Origin of the sequence: Treponema socranskii subsp. socranskii VPI DR56BR1116 = ATCC 35536, assembly GCF_000468115.1 — a bacterium.
In the GTDB taxonomy this organism is placed as follows: Bacteria; Spirochaetota; Spirochaetia; order Treponematales; family Treponemataceae; genus Treponema_D; species Treponema_D socranskii.
In genome coordinates, this window is the sequence record NZ_AVQI01000056.1 from 53,684 (window position 1) to 75,261 (window position 21,578).

General features: G+C 47.3%; 23 protein-coding genes. 13 read left to right on the forward strand and 10 right to left on the reverse strand.

Features of this window, described 5'->3' with window-relative positions; all coding sequences use genetic code 11:
- Nucleotides 1–5: 5 nt before the first annotated feature.
- Both HMPREF0860_RS07480 and HMPREF0860_RS13815 read left to right on the forward strand, forming a co-directional pair.
- Entirely contained in the window at nucleotides 6–1,136 is a 1,131-nt protein-coding gene (locus HMPREF0860_RS07480) for an ABC transporter substrate-binding protein (protein WP_021330998.1), read from the forward strand.
- A 41-nt stretch (nucleotides 1,137–1,177) separates the two neighbouring features.
- Nucleotides 1,178–1,405, forward strand: coding sequence for a hypothetical protein (locus tag HMPREF0860_RS13815; RefSeq protein ID WP_021331030.1), 228 nt, complete (start codon nucleotides 1,178–1,180; stop codon nucleotides 1,403–1,405).
- A 109-nt stretch (nucleotides 1,406–1,514) separates the two neighbouring features.
- Here the strand turns inward: HMPREF0860_RS13815 and HMPREF0860_RS14125 are convergent, their stop codons facing one another.
- The 7 genes from HMPREF0860_RS14125 to HMPREF0860_RS07515 form a co-directional block, all read right to left on the reverse strand.
- Entirely contained in the window at nucleotides 1,515–2,126 is a 612-nt protein-coding gene (locus HMPREF0860_RS14125) for a LacI family DNA-binding transcriptional regulator (protein ID WP_231364422.1), read from the reverse strand.
- Complete coding sequence (locus tag HMPREF0860_RS14130; protein ID WP_021331008.1) at nucleotides 2,033–2,551, reverse strand: LacI family DNA-binding transcriptional regulator; 519 nt, start codon at nucleotides 2,549–2,551, stop codon at nucleotides 2,033–2,035. Before HMPREF0860_RS14130 ends, HMPREF0860_RS14125 begins: the two co-directional genes overlap by 94 nt.
- Nucleotides 2,552–2,557: 6 nt before the next feature.
- Nucleotides 2,558–3,910 carry a family 4 glycosyl hydrolase gene (locus HMPREF0860_RS07495; RefSeq protein ID WP_021331035.1) on the reverse strand — a complete coding sequence of 451 codons (1,353 nt, stop codon included), beginning with the start codon at nucleotides 3,908–3,910 and terminating at the stop codon, nucleotides 2,558–2,560.
- A gap of 27 nt (nucleotides 3,911–3,937) precedes the next feature.
- The gene (locus HMPREF0860_RS07500) at nucleotides 3,938–4,804 is read right to left on the reverse strand and encodes a carbohydrate ABC transporter permease (RefSeq protein WP_021330980.1); all 867 of its coding nucleotides are present in this window, start codon (nucleotides 4,802–4,804) and stop codon (nucleotides 3,938–3,940) included.
- A complete protein-coding gene (locus HMPREF0860_RS07505; protein ID WP_021330975.1) occupies nucleotides 4,801–5,688 on the reverse strand; it encodes a carbohydrate ABC transporter permease in 888 nt (295 codons plus the stop codon). Before HMPREF0860_RS07505 ends, HMPREF0860_RS07500 begins: the two co-directional genes overlap by 4 nt.
- A 132-nt stretch (nucleotides 5,689–5,820) precedes the next feature.
- Complete coding sequence (locus tag HMPREF0860_RS07510; RefSeq protein WP_021331022.1) at nucleotides 5,821–7,080, reverse strand: ABC transporter substrate-binding protein; 1,260 nt, start codon at nucleotides 7,078–7,080, stop codon at nucleotides 5,821–5,823.
- Nucleotides 7,081–7,190: 110 nt separating this feature from the next.
- Entirely contained in the window at nucleotides 7,191–8,924 is a 1,734-nt protein-coding gene (locus HMPREF0860_RS07515; protein ID WP_021330979.1) for a RecQ family ATP-dependent DNA helicase, read from the reverse strand.
- A 539-nt stretch (nucleotides 8,925–9,463) separates the two neighbouring features.
- Here HMPREF0860_RS07515 and HMPREF0860_RS07520 point away from each other — a divergent pair.
- The 11 genes from HMPREF0860_RS07520 to HMPREF0860_RS07570 all read left to right on the forward strand — a co-directional run bounded on the left by HMPREF0860_RS07520 (nucleotide 9,464) and on the right by HMPREF0860_RS07570 (nucleotide 18,094).
- Complete coding sequence (locus HMPREF0860_RS07520; RefSeq protein ID WP_038081509.1) at nucleotides 9,464–9,781, forward strand: BrnT family toxin; 318 nt, start codon at nucleotides 9,464–9,466, stop codon at nucleotides 9,779–9,781.
- Nucleotides 9,753–10,025 (forward strand): BrnA antitoxin family protein, encoded by a 273-nt coding sequence (locus HMPREF0860_RS07525; protein ID WP_021330987.1) that lies wholly within the window; start codon nucleotides 9,753–9,755, stop codon nucleotides 10,023–10,025. Before HMPREF0860_RS07520 ends, HMPREF0860_RS07525 begins: the two co-directional genes overlap by 29 nt.
- 128 nt (nucleotides 10,026–10,153) lie before the next feature.
- Nucleotides 10,154–10,402, forward strand: coding sequence for an AbrB/MazE/SpoVT family DNA-binding domain-containing protein (locus tag HMPREF0860_RS07530; RefSeq protein WP_038081523.1), 249 nt, complete (start codon nucleotides 10,154–10,156; stop codon nucleotides 10,400–10,402).
- 198 nt (nucleotides 10,403–10,600) lie between these two features.
- Nucleotides 10,601–11,500, forward strand: a complete 900-nt coding sequence (locus HMPREF0860_RS07535) for a hypothetical protein (RefSeq protein WP_156005605.1) — start codon at nucleotides 10,601–10,603, stop codon at nucleotides 11,498–11,500.
- Nucleotides 11,501–11,620: 120 nt separating this feature from the next.
- Nucleotides 11,621–12,004, forward strand: coding sequence for a type II toxin-antitoxin system HicB family antitoxin (locus HMPREF0860_RS07540; protein WP_021495636.1), 384 nt, complete (start codon nucleotides 11,621–11,623; stop codon nucleotides 12,002–12,004).
- 147 nt (nucleotides 12,005–12,151) lie between these two features.
- Nucleotides 12,152–12,556: a hypothetical protein gene (locus tag HMPREF0860_RS07545; protein ID WP_021331333.1), complete on the forward strand. Its 405-nt coding sequence runs from the start codon at nucleotides 12,152–12,154 to the stop codon at nucleotides 12,554–12,556.
- 95 nt (nucleotides 12,557–12,651) lie between these two features.
- Nucleotides 12,652–13,158, forward strand: coding sequence for a hypothetical protein (locus HMPREF0860_RS07550; protein WP_021331302.1), 507 nt, complete (start codon nucleotides 12,652–12,654; stop codon nucleotides 13,156–13,158).
- Nucleotides 13,159–13,376: 218 nt separating this feature from the next.
- A complete protein-coding gene (locus HMPREF0860_RS07555; RefSeq protein ID WP_021331303.1) occupies nucleotides 13,377–14,123 on the forward strand; it encodes a hypothetical protein in 747 nt (248 codons plus the stop codon).
- Nucleotides 14,124–14,187: 64 nt separating this feature from the next.
- Nucleotides 14,188–15,162, forward strand: a complete 975-nt coding sequence (locus tag HMPREF0860_RS07560; protein WP_021331329.1) for a TRAP transporter TatT component family protein — start codon at nucleotides 14,188–14,190, stop codon at nucleotides 15,160–15,162.
- Between the two features lie 61 nt (nucleotides 15,163–15,223).
- Complete coding sequence (gene dctP, locus HMPREF0860_RS07565) at nucleotides 15,224–16,252, forward strand: TRAP transporter substrate-binding protein DctP (protein ID WP_021331318.1); 1,029 nt, start codon at nucleotides 15,224–15,226, stop codon at nucleotides 16,250–16,252.
- A gap of 12 nt (nucleotides 16,253–16,264) precedes the next feature.
- On the forward strand, nucleotides 16,265–18,094 hold the full coding sequence (locus HMPREF0860_RS07570) for a TRAP transporter large permease (RefSeq protein ID WP_021331319.1): 1,830 nt from the start codon (nucleotides 16,265–16,267) through the stop codon (nucleotides 18,092–18,094).
- Here the strand turns inward: HMPREF0860_RS07570 and HMPREF0860_RS07575 are convergent.
- The 3 genes from HMPREF0860_RS07575 to HMPREF0860_RS07585 are packed head-to-tail and all read right to left on the reverse strand — an operon-like array spanning nucleotide 18,075 to nucleotide 21,578.
- Complete coding sequence (locus HMPREF0860_RS07575) at nucleotides 18,075–18,560, reverse strand: hypothetical protein (protein WP_021331312.1); 486 nt, start codon at nucleotides 18,558–18,560, stop codon at nucleotides 18,075–18,077. The two genes, HMPREF0860_RS07570 and HMPREF0860_RS07575, sit on opposite strands and share 20 nt — an antisense overlap.
- Nucleotides 18,557–19,033, reverse strand: coding sequence for an arginine repressor (locus HMPREF0860_RS07580; RefSeq protein ID WP_021331332.1), 477 nt, complete (start codon nucleotides 19,031–19,033; stop codon nucleotides 18,557–18,559). Before HMPREF0860_RS07580 ends, HMPREF0860_RS07575 begins: the two co-directional genes overlap by 4 nt.
- 55 nt (nucleotides 19,034–19,088) lie before the next feature.
- On the reverse strand, nucleotides 19,089–21,578 hold the full coding sequence (locus HMPREF0860_RS07585) for an endonuclease MutS2 (protein ID WP_021331340.1): 2,490 nt from the start codon (nucleotides 21,576–21,578) through the stop codon (nucleotides 19,089–19,091).

A 21,578-nucleotide genomic window follows, 5' to 3' on the forward strand; every position in this document is an offset into this window, starting at 1 on the left:
GAATTATGAAAAAGAATATTGTCCGTATCGGAACGGTTTTTGCGTGCTTGGCGCTTTCGGTAATCGCGCTTTCCTGCTCGAAACAGGGGACGGCAAAAGAAGAGGCGACGCGCACCGTTATCGATCACGATGACGAAAGGGTCGATATCCCGGCGAACGTCAAACGTGTCGTCGTCGCCGATGTGTGGCCGCTGCCGTCGGTCATCACGGTATTTTTGGGAAGCCCCGACCGCCTCGTCGGTATTCCGCCCGCATCGATCGGAGCTGCAAAAGCGGGACTGCTCGGAGAACTTTTCCCGTCGTATTTGCATATCGATTCGCATTTTTTTGCAAACGATACGCTGAACGTCGAAGAAGTGTTCGCGCTCAAACCCGACGTCGTATTTACGACGGCTCACCGCTTACAGCAAAAAGAGGCGATCAAAAAGGCGGGACTGTCTGTCCTTGCCGTCAGCGTGAACAAGTGGGATTACAATATCCTCGATACCTATGACGGCTGGATAGACCTGCTCAGTCAGGTTTTCCCGGAAAACGATAAAAAAGACGCGGTAAGCGCATACAGCCGCAAAGTTTACGATACGATTCAATCCCGCGTTTCCTCCCTTTCCGAAAGCGACCGCAAAAAAGTGATGTTTTTGGTTATGTGCAATGAAAAGACCATCGTTACGAGCGGCAAGCGTTTTTTCGGACAGTTTTGGTGCGATGCCGTCGGCGCGAAAAACGTCGCGGAAGAAGTCGGAGCTGAAAACAGCAGCGCCGTCATCAATATGGAACAGATCTACAAGTGGAATCCCGATATCATTTTAATAACCAATTTTACATCTCAGACGGCCGACGATCTGTACAATAACAGGACGGCAAATTACGATTGGTCGCCGATTAAAGCGGTGCAAAACCGTACGGTGTACAAAATGCCGCTCGGAACGTACCGCAGCTATACGCCGAGTGCGGACACGCCGGTAACGCTGTACTGGATCGCAAAAAAAGTCTACCCCGAACTCTTCGGCGATATCGACATCGAAAAAGAAGTGAAGTCGTATTTTAAAGATATGTACGATATCGATTTGACCGACGAGCAGATAAAGCGCATGTACAATCAGGATTCGAAAGGAGCGGCCGGAACGAGGGGCGCGTAAAGATCGTTATCCTGTGCACGGAAAGCGCCGATAATTACAGTATGAAAGATATGTTTTCGACGCTTTCACTCGCCGGATCCGTGCTCACGGACGCACGCGTCATCGGCACGGCGATCGCTGTATTTTTAGTTATGGACTTCGCCGTCTTTGTCGCAAATTATACGAAAAAGCCCAAACGGAAAAAACGTCGGCGGGTCGAAGCGGAGGCGGTAACGCAAAAAGCGGAAGCGGCTTCGGAATCGGATGAAACGGAATCTTCGTCCGCATAGTACAAAAAAACGATTATTATCGGAGCAATCATTTTTTTCGTATGTATATGCATATAGCTACAATAGCATACGATATATAATTTACAAGCTGCTATACTATCGGGCAAGCTCAGACCCGTTTCGCACAGTCTAAGCGCGCAACGGAATCGCGCAAAATCAAGCGCACGGGAAAATGAACATTCGGTTTTTCTACGGGCTGTTTTTTAATGAGCTTTACGAGCATATCGACGGCGGCGCAGCCGCGCTGAAACACATCCTGATAAACCGTTGTAAGAGAAGGATTTACAACTTTTGCATAAATATTGTCGTCGAATCCCGCTATGGAAAGATCTTCGGGAATGCGCAAACCCTGTTTTTGAAAGTACGCTAAAGCTTCGGCCGCATAATAGTCGGCGGAAAAAAACAAAGCCGTAAAAGGCTTTTTATCCGCGCATAAAAAATTATAAACGTCCGTCCGTTCGGCGCAGTCTTTCGACAGCGGAACAAAATGATTTTCGGGATTCTTTATGCCGCTGTCCGTCAAAGCCTGCATAAAACCTTCCAAACGGTCGCGATCGCCGCCGACGGGATCTTTGCGGTCGGCTAAAAACGCTATCGCCGAGTGCCCCATTTCGCGCAAATACCAAGTCATCTGATAGGTTCCCTGCCAATCATCCAAGCCGATATTATGATAAACCAATCCGTCGTCATCAAAATAACAATCGATAAAAACAAGGGGCACATCGGTTTTTTTTGGACAACGGAACAGATTTCGATCGGAACCCAAAAAAGCAGCAAGCCGTCGAGCTTCCAATTTTGAATGAGCTTAAAAATTTCCTGCGGCTCCCGCGCCGCATACAGCATCATATAATAACCGCTTTCCCGGATTTTCCGTTCCAAGGCGCCGATCATCGCTCCGGTAAACGGATCTTCAAAAACGGTTTCATCGCTTCGCGGATCCATATAAACGATTACACCGATTATGCGCGAAACACTGTGCGCAAGCAGTACGGCACCCATATTCGGCGTATATTTTTCGGCTTCGATTGCGGATTGAATTTTTTTAAGTTTTGCGGCGGAAACCTTTGCCGTCCTTCCGTGTAACACATTGGAAACGGTAGTCGCACTGACTCCGGTTTTCGCCGCAATTTCTTTTATTGTCGCCATGTTTTTTTATTTTAAATAGCCGAGCCACTTTCGCTGCGCGTTAATCATATGGTCAACCATAGGCTTAACGACGGACGCCGTGTTGACGACCGGGTTTGCAAGCAAAGCCTGAACGACAAGGTTTTTGTCCTTTTTCAAAACGGCTTCGGCGGTTAAATCGTACACGCCGCAGTAATTCCGAAGCAAAGCCGCATACCCTTTGGGCAGCTTTTTAATCGGAATTCCGTTAACACCGTTTTTATCGATAACGGCGGGAACTTCAACCGTAATCCACGAAGGAAGCTCTTCGATAAGCCCGTTGTTTTGAATATTGACAGCCGATTCTTCATAGCCGGAATTCTTAATTATACCGTCGATTATCGGAATAACGCGCTCGTGCGTTTCGAGCTTTATTTGAGCGGGTTTTTCGCGCAGTTCGACTTTATAAAAATCGTAAAAGTCGAGAATTCCGCGATGGTCGACAAGATCCCACGCCCAGCCGATGTATTCGCCGAAGTGGCTGTCTACCGTTATCGGAAGCAGGCGGTAGGTTTCCAAAATGAATTTATGCAGGCGCCGGTCTGCCCATTCGTAAGCGCTTTTTCCTTTTGACTGCCGGCGGTAAAAGCGTTCGGTTTCTTCGAATTTTCCGGTTTTGCGATACATGTCCCACACATCGCTGTAGCCGGATTCGTAATGAAAAAACTTATCGGCTTTTTTAAGCACTTCCGGATACAGGTTTTTGCCCGTTTTTTTGTTTTTAATTTCGAGCATGCAGCTGAAGTGATTCAAACCCGCCGCTTTAAAATAAATATCGTCGAGCTTCATATCGAGCATCGGCGGAAGCCATCTGCCGAGCCAGCCGATTTCGTGGCACATGCCGACAAAATGCGCTTTTGGGAACGCTCTGTTTACCGCCGTACAAATCGCGGTCATCGGGTTTGAATAGTTGAAAATCCATGCGTCGGGGCAAATTTCAACCGCATCTTTTACGATTTCCAAAATCGGCGGAATAATGCGCAGCGAATGGAACACGCCGCCGGGGCCTCCGTTTTCGCCGTATACTTGATGAATACCGAACTGCTGCGGCACTTTCCAGTCCTGATCCCACAGTTCAAAACGGTTGCCGACTTCGATCGATGAAATAATAAAATTCGCGCCTTTAAAAGCGGTTCTTCTGTCGAGTTCGGCTTTAACTTTAAAATCGAGCTTATTCTTTTGTATAAAAGCATGCGCCGTTTCGTATACCGTTTTCAGCGTATGAGCGTTTATATCGTGCAGTACGACTTCGGTTCCTTTTAACACTTTGCTGCAAAAAATGTCGCCGAGCGTACCGTACCCGAATTGAGCGCTGCCGGCACCGACCAACACAATCTTCATATAAAAACCTCCATAAAGATGCTCTTATTATTTTATTGAACCTTCAACCATTCCCTTGATAATATAGCGTTGCGCAAAAAGATATAATACGATAATCGGAATCATCGCAAGCAGGGTTGACGTTAAAATCAAATCCCACTGTTTTAAGTAAGCGCCGGCAAACGAAGTTACCGCAATCGGGAGGGTTTGCACTTTCCCGTTGGAACCCAAAACCAAAAGCGGGAGCAGGTAATCGTTCCATATCCAAATGCCGTTCAAAATGAGCACTGTAACGATGATCGGCTGCAAAAGCGGAAAAACGATTTTGAAAAAAATCATACCGCGCGAACAGCCGTCTATCGTTGCCGATTCTTCAAGTTCGTACGGGATATTTTTTATAAATCCGTGAAAGATAAAAATCGAAAGCGGACAGCCGAATCCCAAATAGGCAAAAGCGATGCCGTGGACGGTTCCCAAAAGCCGTATGTGCAAAAAATCGCCTATAACCCGCAGCCAGCGTACCAAAGGATACATAAGCACTTGAAAGGGGATAACCATCGCCGCAACGAAAAGCATAAAAATAAGGGTCGACCACTTGGTTCTGTTGCGCACAAGTACCCAAGCGCACATTGACGAAAAGATCACTATAACCGTAAGCGATACGGCCGTAATAATGACGCTGTCCACAAAGGCGCCCGGATAATCGACGGTGGCATTGCCGAAAATAAGGCCGATATTCGTAAACAGCTGTTTCCAATTTTCCGGCCGGCTTAACGCATTGCTTATAATTTCTTTTGACGTTTTTGCCGAATTGAGCACAACCATTGCAAACGGTACCATAAAAAGCACAAAAAGCACGAGCGCAAAGATTTCGGCCAGAATCCGGCGCGTATATTTTTCTCCGCCGCCTATCACAGTTCCACCTCCCTGCGCTTATTCACATTTACCTGTATCAACGATACGATTACCAAAGCCAAAAATAAAATCACCGCTTTCGCCTGCGCTTCGGCCATGCGGTTTGCCGCCGCCGTATCGAAAATATTCATTGCCAAAAGCTGGCTGGCTTTAATCGGCGAACCGAGAAAGCGGGTGGCGGGTCCTCCGTTTGTAAGCGTAAAGTTCATATCGAATTGTTTAAATGACGAAGTGAGCGTTAAAAAAAACGAAATCGTAAACGCATGCGCCATCATCGGAATAAGTATGCGGAAAATCCGTGTAAAATAGCTCGCGCCGTCGACATTCGCCGCTTCCAAAAGCGAAGAAGGAATTCCCTGAATCGCCGCAACGAAAATGAGCATAATATATCCGGCATACTGCCAAGTATTTACAAAGGACATAACCCAAATAACCGTATTCGGGCGGCTCAAAAGCGACGACTGCAAAAAACCTAAAGAAAGCTTGTTGCCGAGCATTACCAGCGCATTATTTAAAATAAACTGCCAAATATAACCTAAAACGATTCCGCCTATAAGATAGGGAACGAAAAAGCCCGCCCGATAAAAATTGCGGAATCTGACTTTCGAAGTTACGAGAAGCGATAAAATAAAACCGACAATATTAACCGAAACGATGTTTATAAGCGTAAAGCCTATCGTAATCAAAAACGAATATAAAAAATCGGGAGCGGTAAAAAGATATTTAAAGTTTGCCAAACCGACAAACTGTACGCTGCTGCGAACCCCGTTCCAATCGGTCAGCGAATAATACAGCCCGAACCCGAAGGGAATGACGATTATCATTATAAAAGCAAACAGGCAGGGAGCAATAAATAAAATATTTACCGTGCGGCTCTGTTTCATCGGTATTTCCTTAAACTTAAAAATAAAATCAACGGCGGCCGTCCGAAAATTGCAACTTTCGGACAGCTCCTTAATTACATGTATGTTAATTACACGGGGCCGGAAAAACAAATTTCCGACATCCTCGTTTTTTTACATATTCGGCAGTCCCGCAACGGCCTTTTTCATATCGGCTTTAAATTGTTCGATAGCGTCGGGGTTTTGGGCAAACAAGTCGAAGATGGGGCCGAACACGTTCCGTCCCGCACCGTCGGGCAGCATGCCGAAAAATACGCCGTAGTTGCCGCCTTTGGCGTTCGCTTCCATAAGCGCGCGGCTCAACTGGCCTTCCGGCTGCAGTTTTACGGATTTAAAGGCGGGAATCAGGCCCGCTTTTTTTACCAAAAATTCGTGTCCCCGGGGAGTTCCGGCTATGGAAGCCAAAAAGGCTTTTGCGGCTTCGGCGTTGGGGCTCTTCGCGTTGACGCACCACCAGCTCGGAGCAAACAGATACAAACCTTTTTCTTCGGTATCGAGGAAGGCGTGCGGCGCATAGCCGATTTTAAAAGTAACGCCCAGCTGCTTCAGGTTCGGATCCACCCAGTTGCCCTGATGCAAAAATGCCGCCTTGCCGCGCGCGAAAGCCGACACCTGCTTGTCGTAGCTGCCGTTTTGCAAAATGTTTTTGTCGGCGTATTTAAACAAAAGCTGCAGGTATTTCGCGTATTGGTCGAAGCGTTTTTCGTCCAGCTTGCCTTTCAGCGCCATCTTGATAATCGACGTATCGTCAAAAGCAAGACCGCCGCCCCAATAGCAGGCCAAGTTGTGCTGGGCCGCGACCCACCACATACCGCCGGCAACGGAGGCCGCCATCGATACGACCGAATCAAGTCCGAGTTCCGCTTTTTTCGAATCGATAAGTTTAAAAGCGTCTTCATAGGCTTTGCGGGTCGTCAGCTTTGCAGGATCGACACCGGCTTTTTTCAAAATATCGGCATTGTAGGCTAAGCCGTATCCTTCGATCGCAACCGGAAAACCGTACACCTTTCCGTTTTGTTTAAACGCAAGGTCGGTATCCTTTACCCAGCTTTGATCGCTTAAATCGGCAATATAGTCTTTCCAAAGATCGTAGCCGCCCTGTCCTTCAATTTGAAAAATGTCGGGCATATTTCCGGACTGAGCCTTTGCCTTCAGCGTTCCGCCGTAATCGCCGCCGCCTCCGAGCGTTTCGACGCTTACCGGAATCCCCGTCGCGGCGCTGTAGTCTGCCGCATAGGAGTCGATCGCATCTTTTATTTCAACCTTCAGCTGAAACATTTTAACCGATGTTCCTTTTGCGTCCTGTGTTCCGCTCGCAAAACACAACGATGCGGCAAAAACGACAATGAAAAGTACGGTGAGTAGCTTTTTCATCACAACCTCCTGTTTTAAACTTTTGCAGGTGTTACGTAACACCTATTTATAAAAAGAATAAACCCGTTTTTCGGCTTTGTCAAGAAAATTATGTAAAATTGTGCGAAGCGCTATACGGTACTTACACATACGTGTTTATTGCCGCGCGGGATGCCGACTTTGCCTTTCCACGGAAAGGTTTTTATGCAAATGCGGCCGCTTTTTTCAAGCTGAAAGACGAGTTCGGAAACGGTATCGTGTTCCCACGTATTGAGACCGCAGATTTTTTGCGAGCGTTCGTTTAAGAGAGGCAGCAGCATTCCTTCAAGTTCGATTTTTGTGTATGCGTTCCGGTGATTTGCGATAAAACGCAAGGCGAAGTCTTCGTCGCGCGCAGCCGGGAAAAAACGATTTCGTACAAGACAGTATATTTTTTTATACGGAGGCATCGTTCGGAAAAACCTCTCTTTCGCTTCGGCTTTCTTTTGGGCATCGCAGATGTCGCAGCCGCTGCACACCGCTTGTTCCGCGCCGAGTGCGTCGAGGAGCACTTGCCTGCGGCAGTTTTTCGTTTCGGCGAATTTTTTCATCGCGTATTCGCGGCTCCCTTTCGGAAAGCGTGAAAAGCGGGCAGTGTCCGCGGGACTCCACAGCAAAATCGCGTTTGCATCTTTTCCGTCGCGTCCGCTCCGTCCCGCTTCTTGAATATATTGTTCGGCCGTGTTCGGCGCATCGATGTGAACGATCGTGCGGATGTCTTTTTTATCGACACCCATACCGTAGGCGCAGGTCGCGCAGAGGACGGCATCGGTTTTATCGTAAAACCATTTTTCGATTTCATCCTTTTCCGATTTTTCCAAACCCGCGTGATAAAATCGCGCCGCTTCTTTTCCGTAACAGAGCATAAGATCGCGCGCGATGTCTTCGGCGCGGAGTCGCGTAGGGCAAAAAATTATCATCGGCCTTTGTTCGGTGTACGCGAGCATGAGCGCCGTGTGTTTTTTACAGCAGCTGTATTCGACGCGGTAGCGGATATTCGGACGATCGCTTTCCGATCGCACGATGCGCGCGCTTCCGTCGAAAAGCACTTCCGCTATGCGGGAAAGCACTCGGGGAGAAGCCGTCGCGGTAAAAGCGGTGACGAGGGGCGAGCCGAGTTTTTTGATGATGTTTCCGAGCGTCAAATACGAAGGGCGGAAACTGTCGCCCCATTCGGAAACGCAGTGCGCTTCGTCGATGGCGACGTGCGCGATTGCGCATTCGGAAAGGCGGGCGACCAGTGCTTCGTTTTGCAGCACTTCGGGATTCGCCAAAATGATCTTCGCACCCGCTTTTATTTTATTGAAATTTTCCGCCCGCTCTTCGGCGCTTTGGCTGCCCCGAAACGTAACATTGCCGATATTCCCTTCTTCCATACGCCGCCTTTGATCGGCCATGAGTGCGAGGAGGGGATAGATGATGAGCGTCGGCCCGTCCAAAAGCAGGGCGGGAACGAGAAAACACAAGGACTTTCCGGCTCCCGTCGGAAGGAGGATTATCTGCTTGCCGTATTCGGCCGCGTCTTCACTGCCCGCATCCGAAATATCCGCCTTCGCCGCATTTGCCGCTTTCTCCGCATCGTTTGTAATGTTCTTCGCTTCGGCCGCAATGCCGTCCGCTTCCGCAGCGCCGGCGTCATTCGTTTCCGCAGCGCCGGTGTCATTCGTTTCCGTATTCCTGCTGCGATACGCGTCGATGATGTTCGCGATGACGAGGCGCTGCCACGGATAGAGGTAGCTTATGCCGAAAGCGCGTTTTGCCGCACCGAGCGCGTCGTCGTCCAAGCCCGCTTCGCCGTCGCTATAGATTTCTTTTTCGATTTGCATAGTTTCCCCTTTTATTTTTTTCCGTTGCCGTACCGGGGGAATGTCGAATTCGCCATTCCCTCCACAGTAATAATCGGTTTAAAAAGCAAATTTACGCGGAATTGCGGAGCGCTTTTCGGACAAGCCTCTTGCAAACGGTACGGAACGCGAAGTTCCTTGCTCAATTTATAACGAGCGCGAAACGCGAAATTCCCCGTGCGGCTTGCAACGAGCGCGAAGCGCGAAGTTCCTTGCGCAACTTGTGAAGATGGGTATAATAAAAAAGGTTTAATATATTGGAAAAGTCAGATATTTGGAGGCAATAAAGAAGAAGCACCGGGAAGAAATACTGTTTGTCTGCGGCTATGAAGCGGGACCGACAGGGTATGGACTTTGCAGGGGATTGCAGCAAGCAGTAGACGGTTGCCTGCGACTCCCTTTTTATGCAACTTTCGCGCCAACTTTACCTTTCTTATAAATAAAAAAGTAAATTATAAAATACTTTCTTTCAACGAATAAATATATTTGACAATATATCTTTATCAATATATATTTTACTCATGGGGAAAACAATTATAAGTAAAGATAATCGTTTTGAGTGGGATGAAGAGAAAAACCGTGCCAATATTGAAAAGCATGGAATAGCTTTTGAAGAAATATTGGAAGTATTCGATGACCCGACCTTTTTAACAGGGTATGATTTTGAGCATTCCGAAAAAGAAGATAGGTATTACGGGATCGGAAACTTGAACGGAATATTGATAGTTCTGGTCTTTTTTACTGAGAAGAAGAACAGAATACGGTTAATATCCGCACGTCAAGCAGATAAAGACTTAAAGGAGGAATATTATGATTACTTCAAAAAAATTAACGGCTGAAAGATTGGAAGAAATAAAAAATTATCCAATATCGTATGATGAGGATAGTCCAAAACTGACAAAAGAACAAATTGCAAGGCTAAGACCGGCGCATGACGCATATTGGAATGTAACGCCCGTTAAAAAAACAATTTCCATAAAAATAGATTCAGATATTCTTGCAACACTTCAATCCTTAGGTAAGGGTTATCAAACGAGAATAAATGCTATTTTGAGGAAAGCCGTTACTACAGGTGATTATTAATCTATCTCCGCTTTAAGGCTGACACTGCTTTGCAAATGCAGCTTAGGCGGATGTTCGGACGCCCGCATCGGGCCGCACATTGGATATACAATGAAAAAGCACCGCCGTTCAAAACCGACATTCTCACTATATGGAGGTGTGTTAGGCAGGCAGTAGTTCAGAAATGGGGCAACAGCCTCGGTTTTAGGATTCCTTCTTTTTGGGCAAAAGATAACAATGTAAGAAGCGGCAGTAAAATCGAAGTAATTGCTGAAAAGGGCAAAATGGTAATTCTTCCTCAGAAAAAATCGCTTGATGATATGCTGGCTTTTGTTACACCTGATAACATTCATTCGGAAATTTCAACAGGTTATGCAACGGGTAAAGAAGAATGGTAAAATCAAATTATGTTCCCGAAAAAGGCGACTAAGAACGAGCATCGCCCGTTTGCACTTTAAAACGATATTAGGCGTACACGCCGATAGTGTGAAGGTTGGGAAATGAAAAAAAATTATGTATTTTTAATTTTATTTAATATCTGTTTGTTGAATTGCAATGCTCAGCAAAATTTCAGTTCATCGTATAAATACTCGCAGATGTACTACAAAGATGATATCGAAAAAATAACGTTTACAATACCGAAAGAAAAAGCTGTTGAAGGAACGGCAAAACTTTTATTTCTCGATAAGAACAATAATGAAACCGTATGTTACGAAATGCCGGTTCAAATAAAAAACAATAAATGTAAATATGTTCTTAAGAAAATTCCGTCGGGCAGAATTGGGGGAATTACAAGAGAATTATATGAGGAATATTACGGTTCTGAATATGAATGGTTAATTCATCTAAAAATAATTTTTGAAGACGGTTCCGAATATATCTACGAGGATAATTACTTGTGTATCGGTGCGATGTTTGATGATGAAAACATCGGTTATACCGGCAATTACAATTTTGAAATTCGCGGTAAAATAAAAATAGAAGAGGATGATTTTTCATTTATTTTACCGGCCGGGTATAAGGAATTTACCGCACTCCAAAATAAACTTTTTCCTGCTCAGAAAAACTTTGCAAAAGTATATTCAACGGTCGATTATTCTTATTGGGCCGGTTTTTCACTAAAAAAACCTTTTAGGGAATTTTTTTCAATAGGCTCATTTCAACTTATTGAATTTTCGATATATCACGATACATGGACGGATTTTTTGATTGCTTTCGGGGATTTTCTAAAGGAAACACATTCGGTTAAAAAATCGGATGTTGTAAAAGTGAAAACTGCAAACGGCCTTGAGGGTGTAAAAGAGACTGTTAAAACCGGATCAAATTCATTCAGAGAAGTATATCTGTTTCCTTGTAAAGATAAAATTCTATATATTGCAATTGATAGAAAAATTAAAGATTCTGAATTGGAAAAAATAATTCCTTCAATTTTGGAAACTCTGGAAGTAAAAACTATAGAGTATCAACGCGATACGCTTGAGGCAAAATCAGACTGAAAATGAAGAACTTATAGAGCAATCTGTTCAAAAAGTAAAGTATACATATTGGCCTGATAAAAAGATTAAAGTACAGAAGATATATACTATAAACGGAAAGAGAGATAAGATAATAAATATATGAAAATGCCTTATAAACAGGAGATTGTTCCGGATTCGGCGGAATCAGGTTTTGTAGCCTCATATCCAGATCTTCCGGGCTGTATAACGTGCGGTTCAACAATTTCGGATGCGGTTAATAATGCAGAAGATGCAAAAAAGGCGTGGCTTTTGGCTGCCATTGAAGAACATATTGAAATCGCAGAACCGAAAAGTGTAGATTCTTATTCCGGTCAATTCAAACTACGTATTCCGAAATCTTTGCACAAGACTCTTGTCGAAGATTCTAAAAAGGAAGGAGTAAGTATGAACCAATATTGTATATATCTTCTTGCAAAGAATTCAGAAAAAGAACATGGTGTATTAACACAAAAAAAGCTGTATTCGTATAGCAAAGGTTCGTAGCCGACACGCGGACAAGCCGCAAATGCAGGTTAAGTAAATGTCAGGCGGACGCTCCGCGCAGGGGAGAATGTAAAATTTGCGTTGTCTTATCGTATACCATCTATAAAAATCCATATTATTCGATTAATATAATATGGATGAGGTTCTATGATTTCTATTGAAAAAACATTAACGATATTGAAAATTGTTTTTTCTGTTTTTATGGTTTTCCATATTGCTATAATAATTTCAATAATATTTTTAGATATTATACCTGTAGACTACTTATGGGGCGGACAACTGAAAACAAAAGGTGAACTTTTTATATTCGAATTAATTTCAATTTTAATACAAACAATTTGTCTTCTATATGTGCTCTTATACAAGAAATATTTCTCAGAAAAAGCAGCCGGTAAAATTATTGCGTGGATTTTGTTTATAATATTTTCTTTTAATACCGTTGGAAATATACTTGCAAAAACACTTTTTGAAAAATTAGTATTTACACCGGTAACCTTATGTTTAAGTCTGCTGATGTTACGCATAGCATTGACAAAAAAGACCGAGAAATAAATAGTGAGTATTAGAAAAGCCGTATTTAATTATCAATAACAGGTTAAGCGAATGTTATACGGACGCTCTGCCGGAGCGAAGCGCTGGGAGTACTTATGAAATTTGATATTGATGAAAGTTTGCTTTGGAAAGGAAAACCTAAACAAGGCATTGTATTTACAAAATCAGATATTTTTATGATTCCTTTTTCTGTATTATGGGCGGGATTTGTTGTTTTTTGGGAAATAAACGTATTACGAATAAAGGATGCTCCTATTTTTTTTACGTTGTGGGGCATACCTTTTATTTTAGCGGGAATTTACATTACGATAGGACGCTTTATACATGATTATCTAAATAGAAAAAATACAGAATATTTTGTTACGGATAAAAGAGTAATAATTGTAAAATACAAAAGAATCGAAAGCATACCGAAGGGGAAATGGACTACATTAAGACTGATAGAATATGCAAACGGAACAGGAACTATTCTGTTCGCCGAACAGCCGAGTTTTTTTCACCGATCCGGATTTACGTCATACGGATTATCCTCTGAATTGAGCGTTCCGGGGTTTTACAAAATAAAAGACGCCAAGAACGTAATGAAATTGTTAGAGGAATAAACCGTGCTTTAATATAAATGATAGAACCGTATTAAAATTACCGACAGAATATGACTTTATCGTTTGTTTGGGTTGTTATGAAAAAATCATCTTCGGCGAAAAACACAGGGCCGGGCTGCCGAGTGCGTAAACCCCACATGAAAATGCGATCTGTTGCCGTTTAAGTTTTTTTCGGATAAAGTAGTAAAATACATTTACTTATTATGGGAGGCGGATGCATGATTGCCGCGATTTTATTCGGATTGCTTGCAGCGATTGCGGGATTATTGTTTTGGATTTTTATCGTCATGCTGATCGTAAAAACGATAAAAAAACAGCCGAAAAAAAATACGCTCATACGTTCGGGCGTTTCCGGATTGTTGTGGATTGTCTTCTTTTCATGTTCGATCGTTATCGGAACAAAAGCTTTGATAAACGGCGATCCGCTCGTAAATAAAATCGCCGAAAGCGTCGGAGAAACGACGGCGAACATTGCGGAACATTCATACGAAGGTATAAAAAAAGGTTGGAACAAAGCACTGCTCAATAAAATTAATAAACTTTCCGTTTCCTTCGTTTCCATACGGGAAATCGATAAAGACGAACGGGACACCTTTGATTTTGCGGATACGAACGGGAAAAAAATATTCGAAATACTGTTGTCGATCGACAATCCTTTGGACGCTTCGAAAAAAATTCCGTACCGAAAAATAAATAAAGAACAGCTGATTTTCGGAAAAGACGTAAACGGAAACTACATACCCGTGTTTATCATCGACGATTCGGGGCTTTCAACCATTCCGTGGATTTTTACGTTTTTTCTTCCGACGTACAGAAAAGACGGAGCGTCGGTGAATATTCCGACGGGTAAATCCGAACTGCGCCTCAGGCTCGACGCGGTTGAAAAAGATTCGATAGAAAAAATCATCTTCGGCGAAAAAGACATACCGATTCCGAAAACTCCCGCCGATACAATCGATTTGTAGACGCGCCGCTTGCAGTCTTGCTCTTGCGGTTGAGAAAGATATCGTTTTGTTATATAGTATAAATATGAAGCTCATACAAAAAGCGGCGTTCGCATCGCTCGTTCTATCCGCATCGCTGTTGCTTTCGTGCAAAACGCTCGTCGGCAATGCAGTTTCCACGGCGCTCGCGGGTGCAAACGGCAAGGGCGTTCCGCAAAAGAAAAAAGCGTCCGCCGCCGATCCTATGCTCGCGATCACCGGCGAAACGGACGTAACGCTCGTCGGAGAATTTTTCCCGACGGTGCTCAAAAGCTATGAAATCCTGCAAGCTGCGAATCCCCGCCATATCGGTTTGATGACGATGACGGGTTCGCTCAATATCATGTATGCGAACGCGTTCGTGCAAACTCCTGCGGAAACGCTGCCGAACGAAGAATTCGATCGCCAGCACGAAGCGTTCGAGCGCGCAAAGCTGCACTACCTCCGCGGCCGCGATCTCTGCCTTAAAGCTCTCGACGGAAGACACGCGGGTTTTCGCGCCGCCGTTTTGAGCGGAGACGAAGAGGCGGTCAGAAAAGCATGCGCAAAGCTCGGCATGTACGATGTCGAAGCTTCTTATTGGGCGTGTGCGGGCTGGCTCGGTGCGTTCAGCCTCGATCCGCTCAGCGCCGATCTTCTCGGCACTATCCGTTCTCCCGCTCTGATCCTCGAACGCGCTGCTTTTCTCGCTCCCGATTACAATGCTGGTGCGATTTGGGAGCTTTTGTGTAATTTTTACATGAGCGCTCCTCCCGAATTCGGAGGAGATACGGAAAGGGGACTCCATTGTTACAACGAAGCGCTCCGCGCATCGGGCGGAAAAACGCCGGGTCCCTATGTTACCTATGCCGAGGCGATATGCGTTCCCGCGGGAGACAGGGGAGGCTTTGAAAGCTCTCTTCGTAAAGCGCTCGCGATCGATCCCGATGCGGATCCTTCGAGCCGCCTTATGACGACGATCGTGCAAAAAAAAGCGAAACGATTGCTCGAACATGCGTCGGATTATTTTCTCGAATGGTGATCGCCGCATTCGCTTCGAATTGCGGCCGGTAATTTATTAATTTTCGATTGAGGAATACGATATGAAATTACGTTTTATTATTTTTTCGATGCTGTTTGCGTGCGTCGCCGTATTGCCGGCGCAGCAGGTAAAAACGCTTAAAATAGCGACCGTCGCGCCGAGCCGTTCCGCATGGGATGTGCAGGAGCGCATCCTCGCGCAGGATTGGGCGAAAGATACCGGAGGCGCGATCCAGCTGCAGTTTATGGGAACGAACGCGATGGGCGGAGAGACGGGCGTCGTGCAAAAGCTCAACACGATCCGTCCCGGACAAAAAGCGCCGATCGACGGAGCGATCTTTACGAGCCTCGGTATCGCAACGCTCGCGCCGGAAACGCATATTTTGACGACGGCCGTTCCGTTTATGTTTCGGAATCAGGAAGAAGTCGATTTTGTGCTCGACACGTTTGCGCCGACGTTTCAAAAAGCGATTTCCGCAAAAGGTTACGTGCTGCTCGGCTGGTTTAACGTCGGCTGGGCGTATTTTTATACGAAAAAACCGGTGCATACGCCCGCCGATTTAAAGACGCAAAAACTTTCCGTCGCCGGCATCGGGCTGCCGCAGCTTTCCGATGCGTTCAAAGCGGCCGGTTTCCGCACCGAAGATATTTCGCCCGATAAACTTTTGCAAAGCGTAAAAACGCCCGGCGGCGTCGAAGGTTTTTATTCGATTCCGATGTATGCCTATGCGGGGCAGTATTATAAATCGCTGCCCTATATTCTCGATGCGCCGATATGCCCCGTTATGGCAGCCCTCATCATATCGGCTCCTGCGTGGGCGGACATTTCCCCCGCGCATAAAACGGCTATGCTGAACGGAGTCAAAAAAGCGCAGGCAAATTTTATCGCAGCTCAGCGTTCTTCCGACAAAGAATACCTCGACCGCTGCGTCGAAGGCGGCTGTACCCTCGTCAAGCTCACCGCCGCGGAGCGCAAAGTCATGGAAGAGACGCTCAACAAAGACGCCGCCGCGATGATAAAAACCGGACTCCTCGACGAAAAATTTTATGCCGATATCGAAGCGCTTTTAAAACGCCGCCGCGGTGAATAACCGGTGAATACTATGCTGCGAAAAATCGAAAACGCTTTAGCGGTCATCCTCATCGCCCTCATCGCCGCGCTCCCGCTCTTTTTTAAATTTATGCAGGGTCTGTGCCGTGTGCAAGTGCCCGGCGCCGATATCGCTTTGCTCCATTTCGTATTTTTATTCGCAAGCCTCGCAGGGCTCATAACATGGCGCGAAGAAAAGCATTTGAGTCTCGCGTCGGTGAGCGCATCTTTCGGCGAAAAGATACGCCGCTCGATCGAAGCGGTCAAAACGGGAGCTGCAAACTGTATCCTCTCGGCGCTCTTTATCGACGCGCTCTGCCAGCTTGTCAATCCCGCGCAGTTCGATGCGCGTTTTTGGGGCATGAGTACGCGGATTTTTTTCGCTTCGCTTCCGCTGTGCTATTTCGGCATCATTTTCGCGATCGCACGCAGAAAAGGCGATCTCATCGCCGCCGTCATCGGCATCGCACTCGGCATCCTTATTTCGATGGGACCCTTTACCGGCATCCTGTATTATCTTTTCGGCGTACAAAACGCACAGTCCCTGTACGCGATAAACGATGCGTGGCTTTCGTTTTCGAAAATCGCGCTTTTGCCGCTCATCGTCATTTTCGCAGCTCTCGCGTTTTGCGGTATGCCGCTTTTTCTCGTGCTCGGCGGCATCGCATACGTGCTCTTTTCCGCGAGCGGCGGATACGTCGACGTCATCCCGCTTGAAACGTACCGCATACTCACCGACCGCAATATCGCGGCGATTCCCCTCTTTACGATTGCGGGCTACATCCTCGCGCACGGCAGCGCGGGAAACCGCTATGTCGCCGTATTCAAATCGCTCATAGGTCCGTTCCGCGGCGGAACGGTTATCGCGGCCGTCATCGTGACGACGTTTTTCAGCACCTTTACCGGCGTTTCCGGCATAACGATCCTCGCGCTCGGCCCGCTGCTTGCCGTCGTACTCACGGGTTCGGGCTATTCCAAAGACAGAGCCGAATCTCTCGTAACCGCATCCGGCGCGATAGGTTTGCTTTTTCCGCCGAGCGCCGCGATCATCATGTATGCGACCGTCAATTATTTTTCCGTCGACGTGTTCGAACTTTTTAAAGGCGCGATTATCCCCGGCTGCATTATGGCGGTTTCGATGATGGTGACGGGAGCCGTATTGGACAAAAAGGGAGAGCGGCCGAAGTTTTCCGTAAAAGAAGCGCGGAATGCTCTCCTTCACTGCATCCCCGAACTGCTCATGCCGCTTTTTATCTCAGTGTTTTATTTTAAAGGCGTGTTCGATCTCTTTGAAGTTGCGGCTTTCGCCGTCATCTACGCGTTTTGTCTTTCGGTATTCGTCCGCCGCGATTTTACTTTAACAAAATCGGCCCGTATCGTCGCTTCGAGCGTTCCCGTTTCAGGCGGCGTTTTGTTTATACTCGGCGCCGCGTCCGGCATCTCCTATTTTATGCTCGATGCGAACGTCCCCGCTATCCTGACGGACTTTATCACGCAGTACGTAAAAAATCCGTACGTGTTTTTGATATTGATGAACCTCGTCCTGATCGTCGTCGGCTGCCTCATGGATATGTTTTCCGCGATCCTCATCGTTTCCCCGCTTTTGCTGCCGCTCGCGGAATCTTTCGGCGTGAGTGCGGTCAGAGCCGCTGTCATATTTTTGATGAACCTTTCGATAGGATTTTTGACGCCGCCGGTCGGCATGGATCTGTTTATTTCGTCCTATACCTTCGATAAGCCGCTTTCCCGCGTCGTGAGGGGCATCATTCCGTTTTTGATCGTACAGTTCGCAGTCCTCATGCTCGTCACTTACGTGCCGTATTTTACGGAAGCGCTTTTGTAGTGCGACGAAGTGCGTCCCGCTGTGCATTATACGCTTCGACGCGCGCTTTTATATCGCGGTAATTTTCCGGATAGTACGCATACTTACGGACGAGGCGGCGCACTCCGTCTTTTATGCCGTAAAGGCGCAGTTCGTCGAAGGGCGGGTCTGAAGCGAATACGCTCCCGTCGACGATCGACGAAAGACCGTTTATCGCTATCCAATTTTCTTTGAGCTTCCGCCCTTCGCGCATCGGAGCGTCGAGCGGCACGGCGATATAATCGCTTTCGCTTCGATAGGTTCTGTGATGCGATTTTGCGCGGTATCTTTCGAGGATGAGTTTTTCGTAGCCGAGCTTATCGAGCTTTTTTGCGCCTTCGTACGTTTGAATATCTGCACGCCACTTCCATTCCCGAACGTTGACGACGACCGAAACGACTGCGGCCGAAAAAACGAGAGAGGCGATGATGCCGAGCAGAACCGTCACGCTTCGAGTCCCGGAATCTTTTGCCTGAGCGATTTTAAAAACTGCGCGCCGCTTACCCCTTCGCGAAGACATGCAAAGAGACAATTGTCGCCTGCAACGGTGCCGAGTATATCGTCCAAGTCCATATTGTCGAGCGCGTTGCTGACCGTATTCGCGTGTCCCGGAAAAGTTTTAATGACGACGATATTGCCCGAACAGTCTATGCTGATATAACCGCGCAAAAAATCCTGAATGTAAATCTTTTCCGCTTCCGTGCGCTCTTCTTCTTTTTCGAGCGTGTAGATATAGCCGCCTTTTCCGTCGCTCATTTTGCCGACTTTGAGCAGCTTCAAATCGCGCGAAAGAGTCGCCTGCGTCACATCGTACCCCGTTTTTTGCAAGTGGGCGAGCAGCGACTCCTGGCTTTCGATCCTGTTGTTTTTAATAAGTTTTTCTATCGCGGCAAGCCGCGCACGCCTTTCTTTTACAGCCATCGTATATTGTATACCTCATTTTCGCCGAACATACAATCGGAAGTCTCGAACCCTTTCAATGCAGCTCGACGTAGGTTTTTCCCGCTCCTCCGTCTTCGGGAGGCGCAAAACAAAACGCTTTTACGCCCGCACAGTGCGAAAGATAATTTTGCACCGCCTGCTGCAGCACGCCGTTTCCCTTTCCGTGTATGACGCTGAAGCGCTTAAAATCGTGAATCGTGCAGAGGTCGAGCTGCCGTTCGAGGGCGGCGATCGCTTCGGCTTCGCGGAGTCCCAAAAGACGCAGTTCGAAAGCCGGATGTTCGCCCGCACTTTCGCGCTTCGTTTCGACGGTGACAAGCGGTGCGGATGAAAGCGAGAGCGAAGCGGCGGGCGTCAAATCTTTTTGCTTCATTTCGATTTTTATCGAACCGAACTGTACGAGAAATCTTTCCTTGCCCGTACGCGAAACGATCGTGCCGCTCATACGTTTTTCACCTGCAATGACGGCAGTCCCCGGCTCAAAGGACGGCGCTTTGCTTTTCGTTTCGTTTGCATTGCCGGCGCTTCGGAGCGCGCGGAGCGCTTCGGCGTTTTTCACGCGGCGTTTTGTCGGCTTCGCGCTTTTCGGATGCGGCATCGGAGTGATATTTTTAAATGCGTTTTGCGCATCGGAAAGTTTTTCGCCTTTTTCGTCGAGCGCTTTTTTTTGCGAGGCGACCGCTTCCGTCAATTCGTCGATGTGGCGTTTTACTGCGAGCGTTTTTTCCCTCGTGATTTCGCCCTCTCTGATGACGCGAACGAGATTTTCAAGACGCTTCCGGCTTTCCGAAAGAAAAGCTTCGGCTTTTTCGTGCGCCGCCTCTTGCAGCTCTTGCTCCTTTTGTCGGTTTTCGAGCTCTTTCGCGTCGAGAACGTATTGCCTTTCCGCGAGTTCTTCTTCTTTCCGACGGCAGTCTTGCACGAGAGCATCGGCTTCGGCGTGCTTTGCCGTAAGCCCCGCGATAAGGGCGGAAATATCGGCGGTATTTCCCGCGATATACTCTCTCGCTTTTTCGACGACGGAAGGAGGGAGACCGCTTTTTTGCGCGATGTCGAGGGCGCGGCTTTCGCCCGGAACGCCCATGAGTATGCGGTAAGTCGGCGCGAGGGTTTTCCCGTCGAACTCGGCCGACGCGTTGATGCAGCTTTCGTGCGTCCATCCGTAATTTTTGAGCACGCCCTGATGCGTCGTCACGAGCGTAAACGCTTTTTTTTCGATAAGCGCGTCGAGAACCGCCATGCCGATCGCAGCACCTTCCTGCGGATCGGTACCGCTTCCGAGTTCGTCGAGGAGGACGAGGCTTTTTTCGCCGCATTCGGCGATCGCACGTGCGATGTTTTTCATGTGAGAGCCGAACGTCGAAAGCGACGAGTCGATCGATTGTCCGTCGCCTATGTCGGCAAACACTTTATCGAAGATCGCAAGGCGCGAACCTTCCGCTGCGGGAATCGGAAAGCCGCTTTGGTTCAAAAGCGAAAAGAGCGCTATCGTTTTAAGCGTAACCGTTTTGCCGCCGGTATTCGGCCCCGTGATTATTAAAACTCTTTTTCCGCTCATAAAGCGCACGTCTATCGGTACCGCTTTTTCTCCGAGCAGGGGATGACGCGCTTGAAGCAGCGAGAGCGCATCATCCTTTCCGCAGGGAAGCGCATAGGCCGCGCGGTGTTCACCTCCCCATTTCGCCCTCGCATAAGCTTCGTCGATCGCGATCATAGAAGGAAGAGCCGCTTCGAACAGGGGCACATGAGGCGCAAGCGATGCGGTAAGCTTTTTTAAAATCGCTTTGACCGCAATTTGGAGATTCGCCTCTTCTTCGAGCAGTTCGTTTCCCGTCCGTACCGATTCTTCCGGCTCTATGTACACGGTTTGTCCCGACTGCGACACTTCGTGCACGATACCCGCAATGCGGCTTCTGTGAGAAGCTTTGACCGCGAGCACTTGATGACCCGAACGGAGAGCGGGCACCGTCGATTCGAGGGCGGAGGAAAGCTTTTGGTTTGCCGTATACGAGCGCATAATGCTTTGAATTTTTTTATTGAGGTTTGCGATTTTCGTTTTTATCTCGCGGAGTTCGGGAAGATCTTTCAGCTCTCCGTCGGAAGCTACGACGCGTGCGATCTCGGACGCGGGCTTCGTTAAATCGGGAAGGCGTCGGACGGCTTCGGAAAGCGTTTCGATCGAAAGCTCTTTTTCGGCTCCCTCGATGTGCGACGAAAGTTTTTTGACCGAAGCGCAAAAGAGCGAAAGCGCGTGAAACTCTTCGACGGAAAGAGAAGAACCCGGAACGCTTATACGAAAAAAAAGAGGAGCGACCGGAGGCCACGAAAAAAGCCCGATTCCGAACGAAGACGAGTTGTATGCGCTCCAATCGCGGCTTATATTTTTAAGCGCTTCGATTTTCGCTTCGTCCGTAAGCGGAAGCCGTTCGCAAAAACTCTTTTTCCCTTCTTCGCTTACGCAGTAGGCGGCCGCTTCGTCTCTGATACGGAAATAGTCAAGCTCGGAAAGTGCTGATGCATCCAT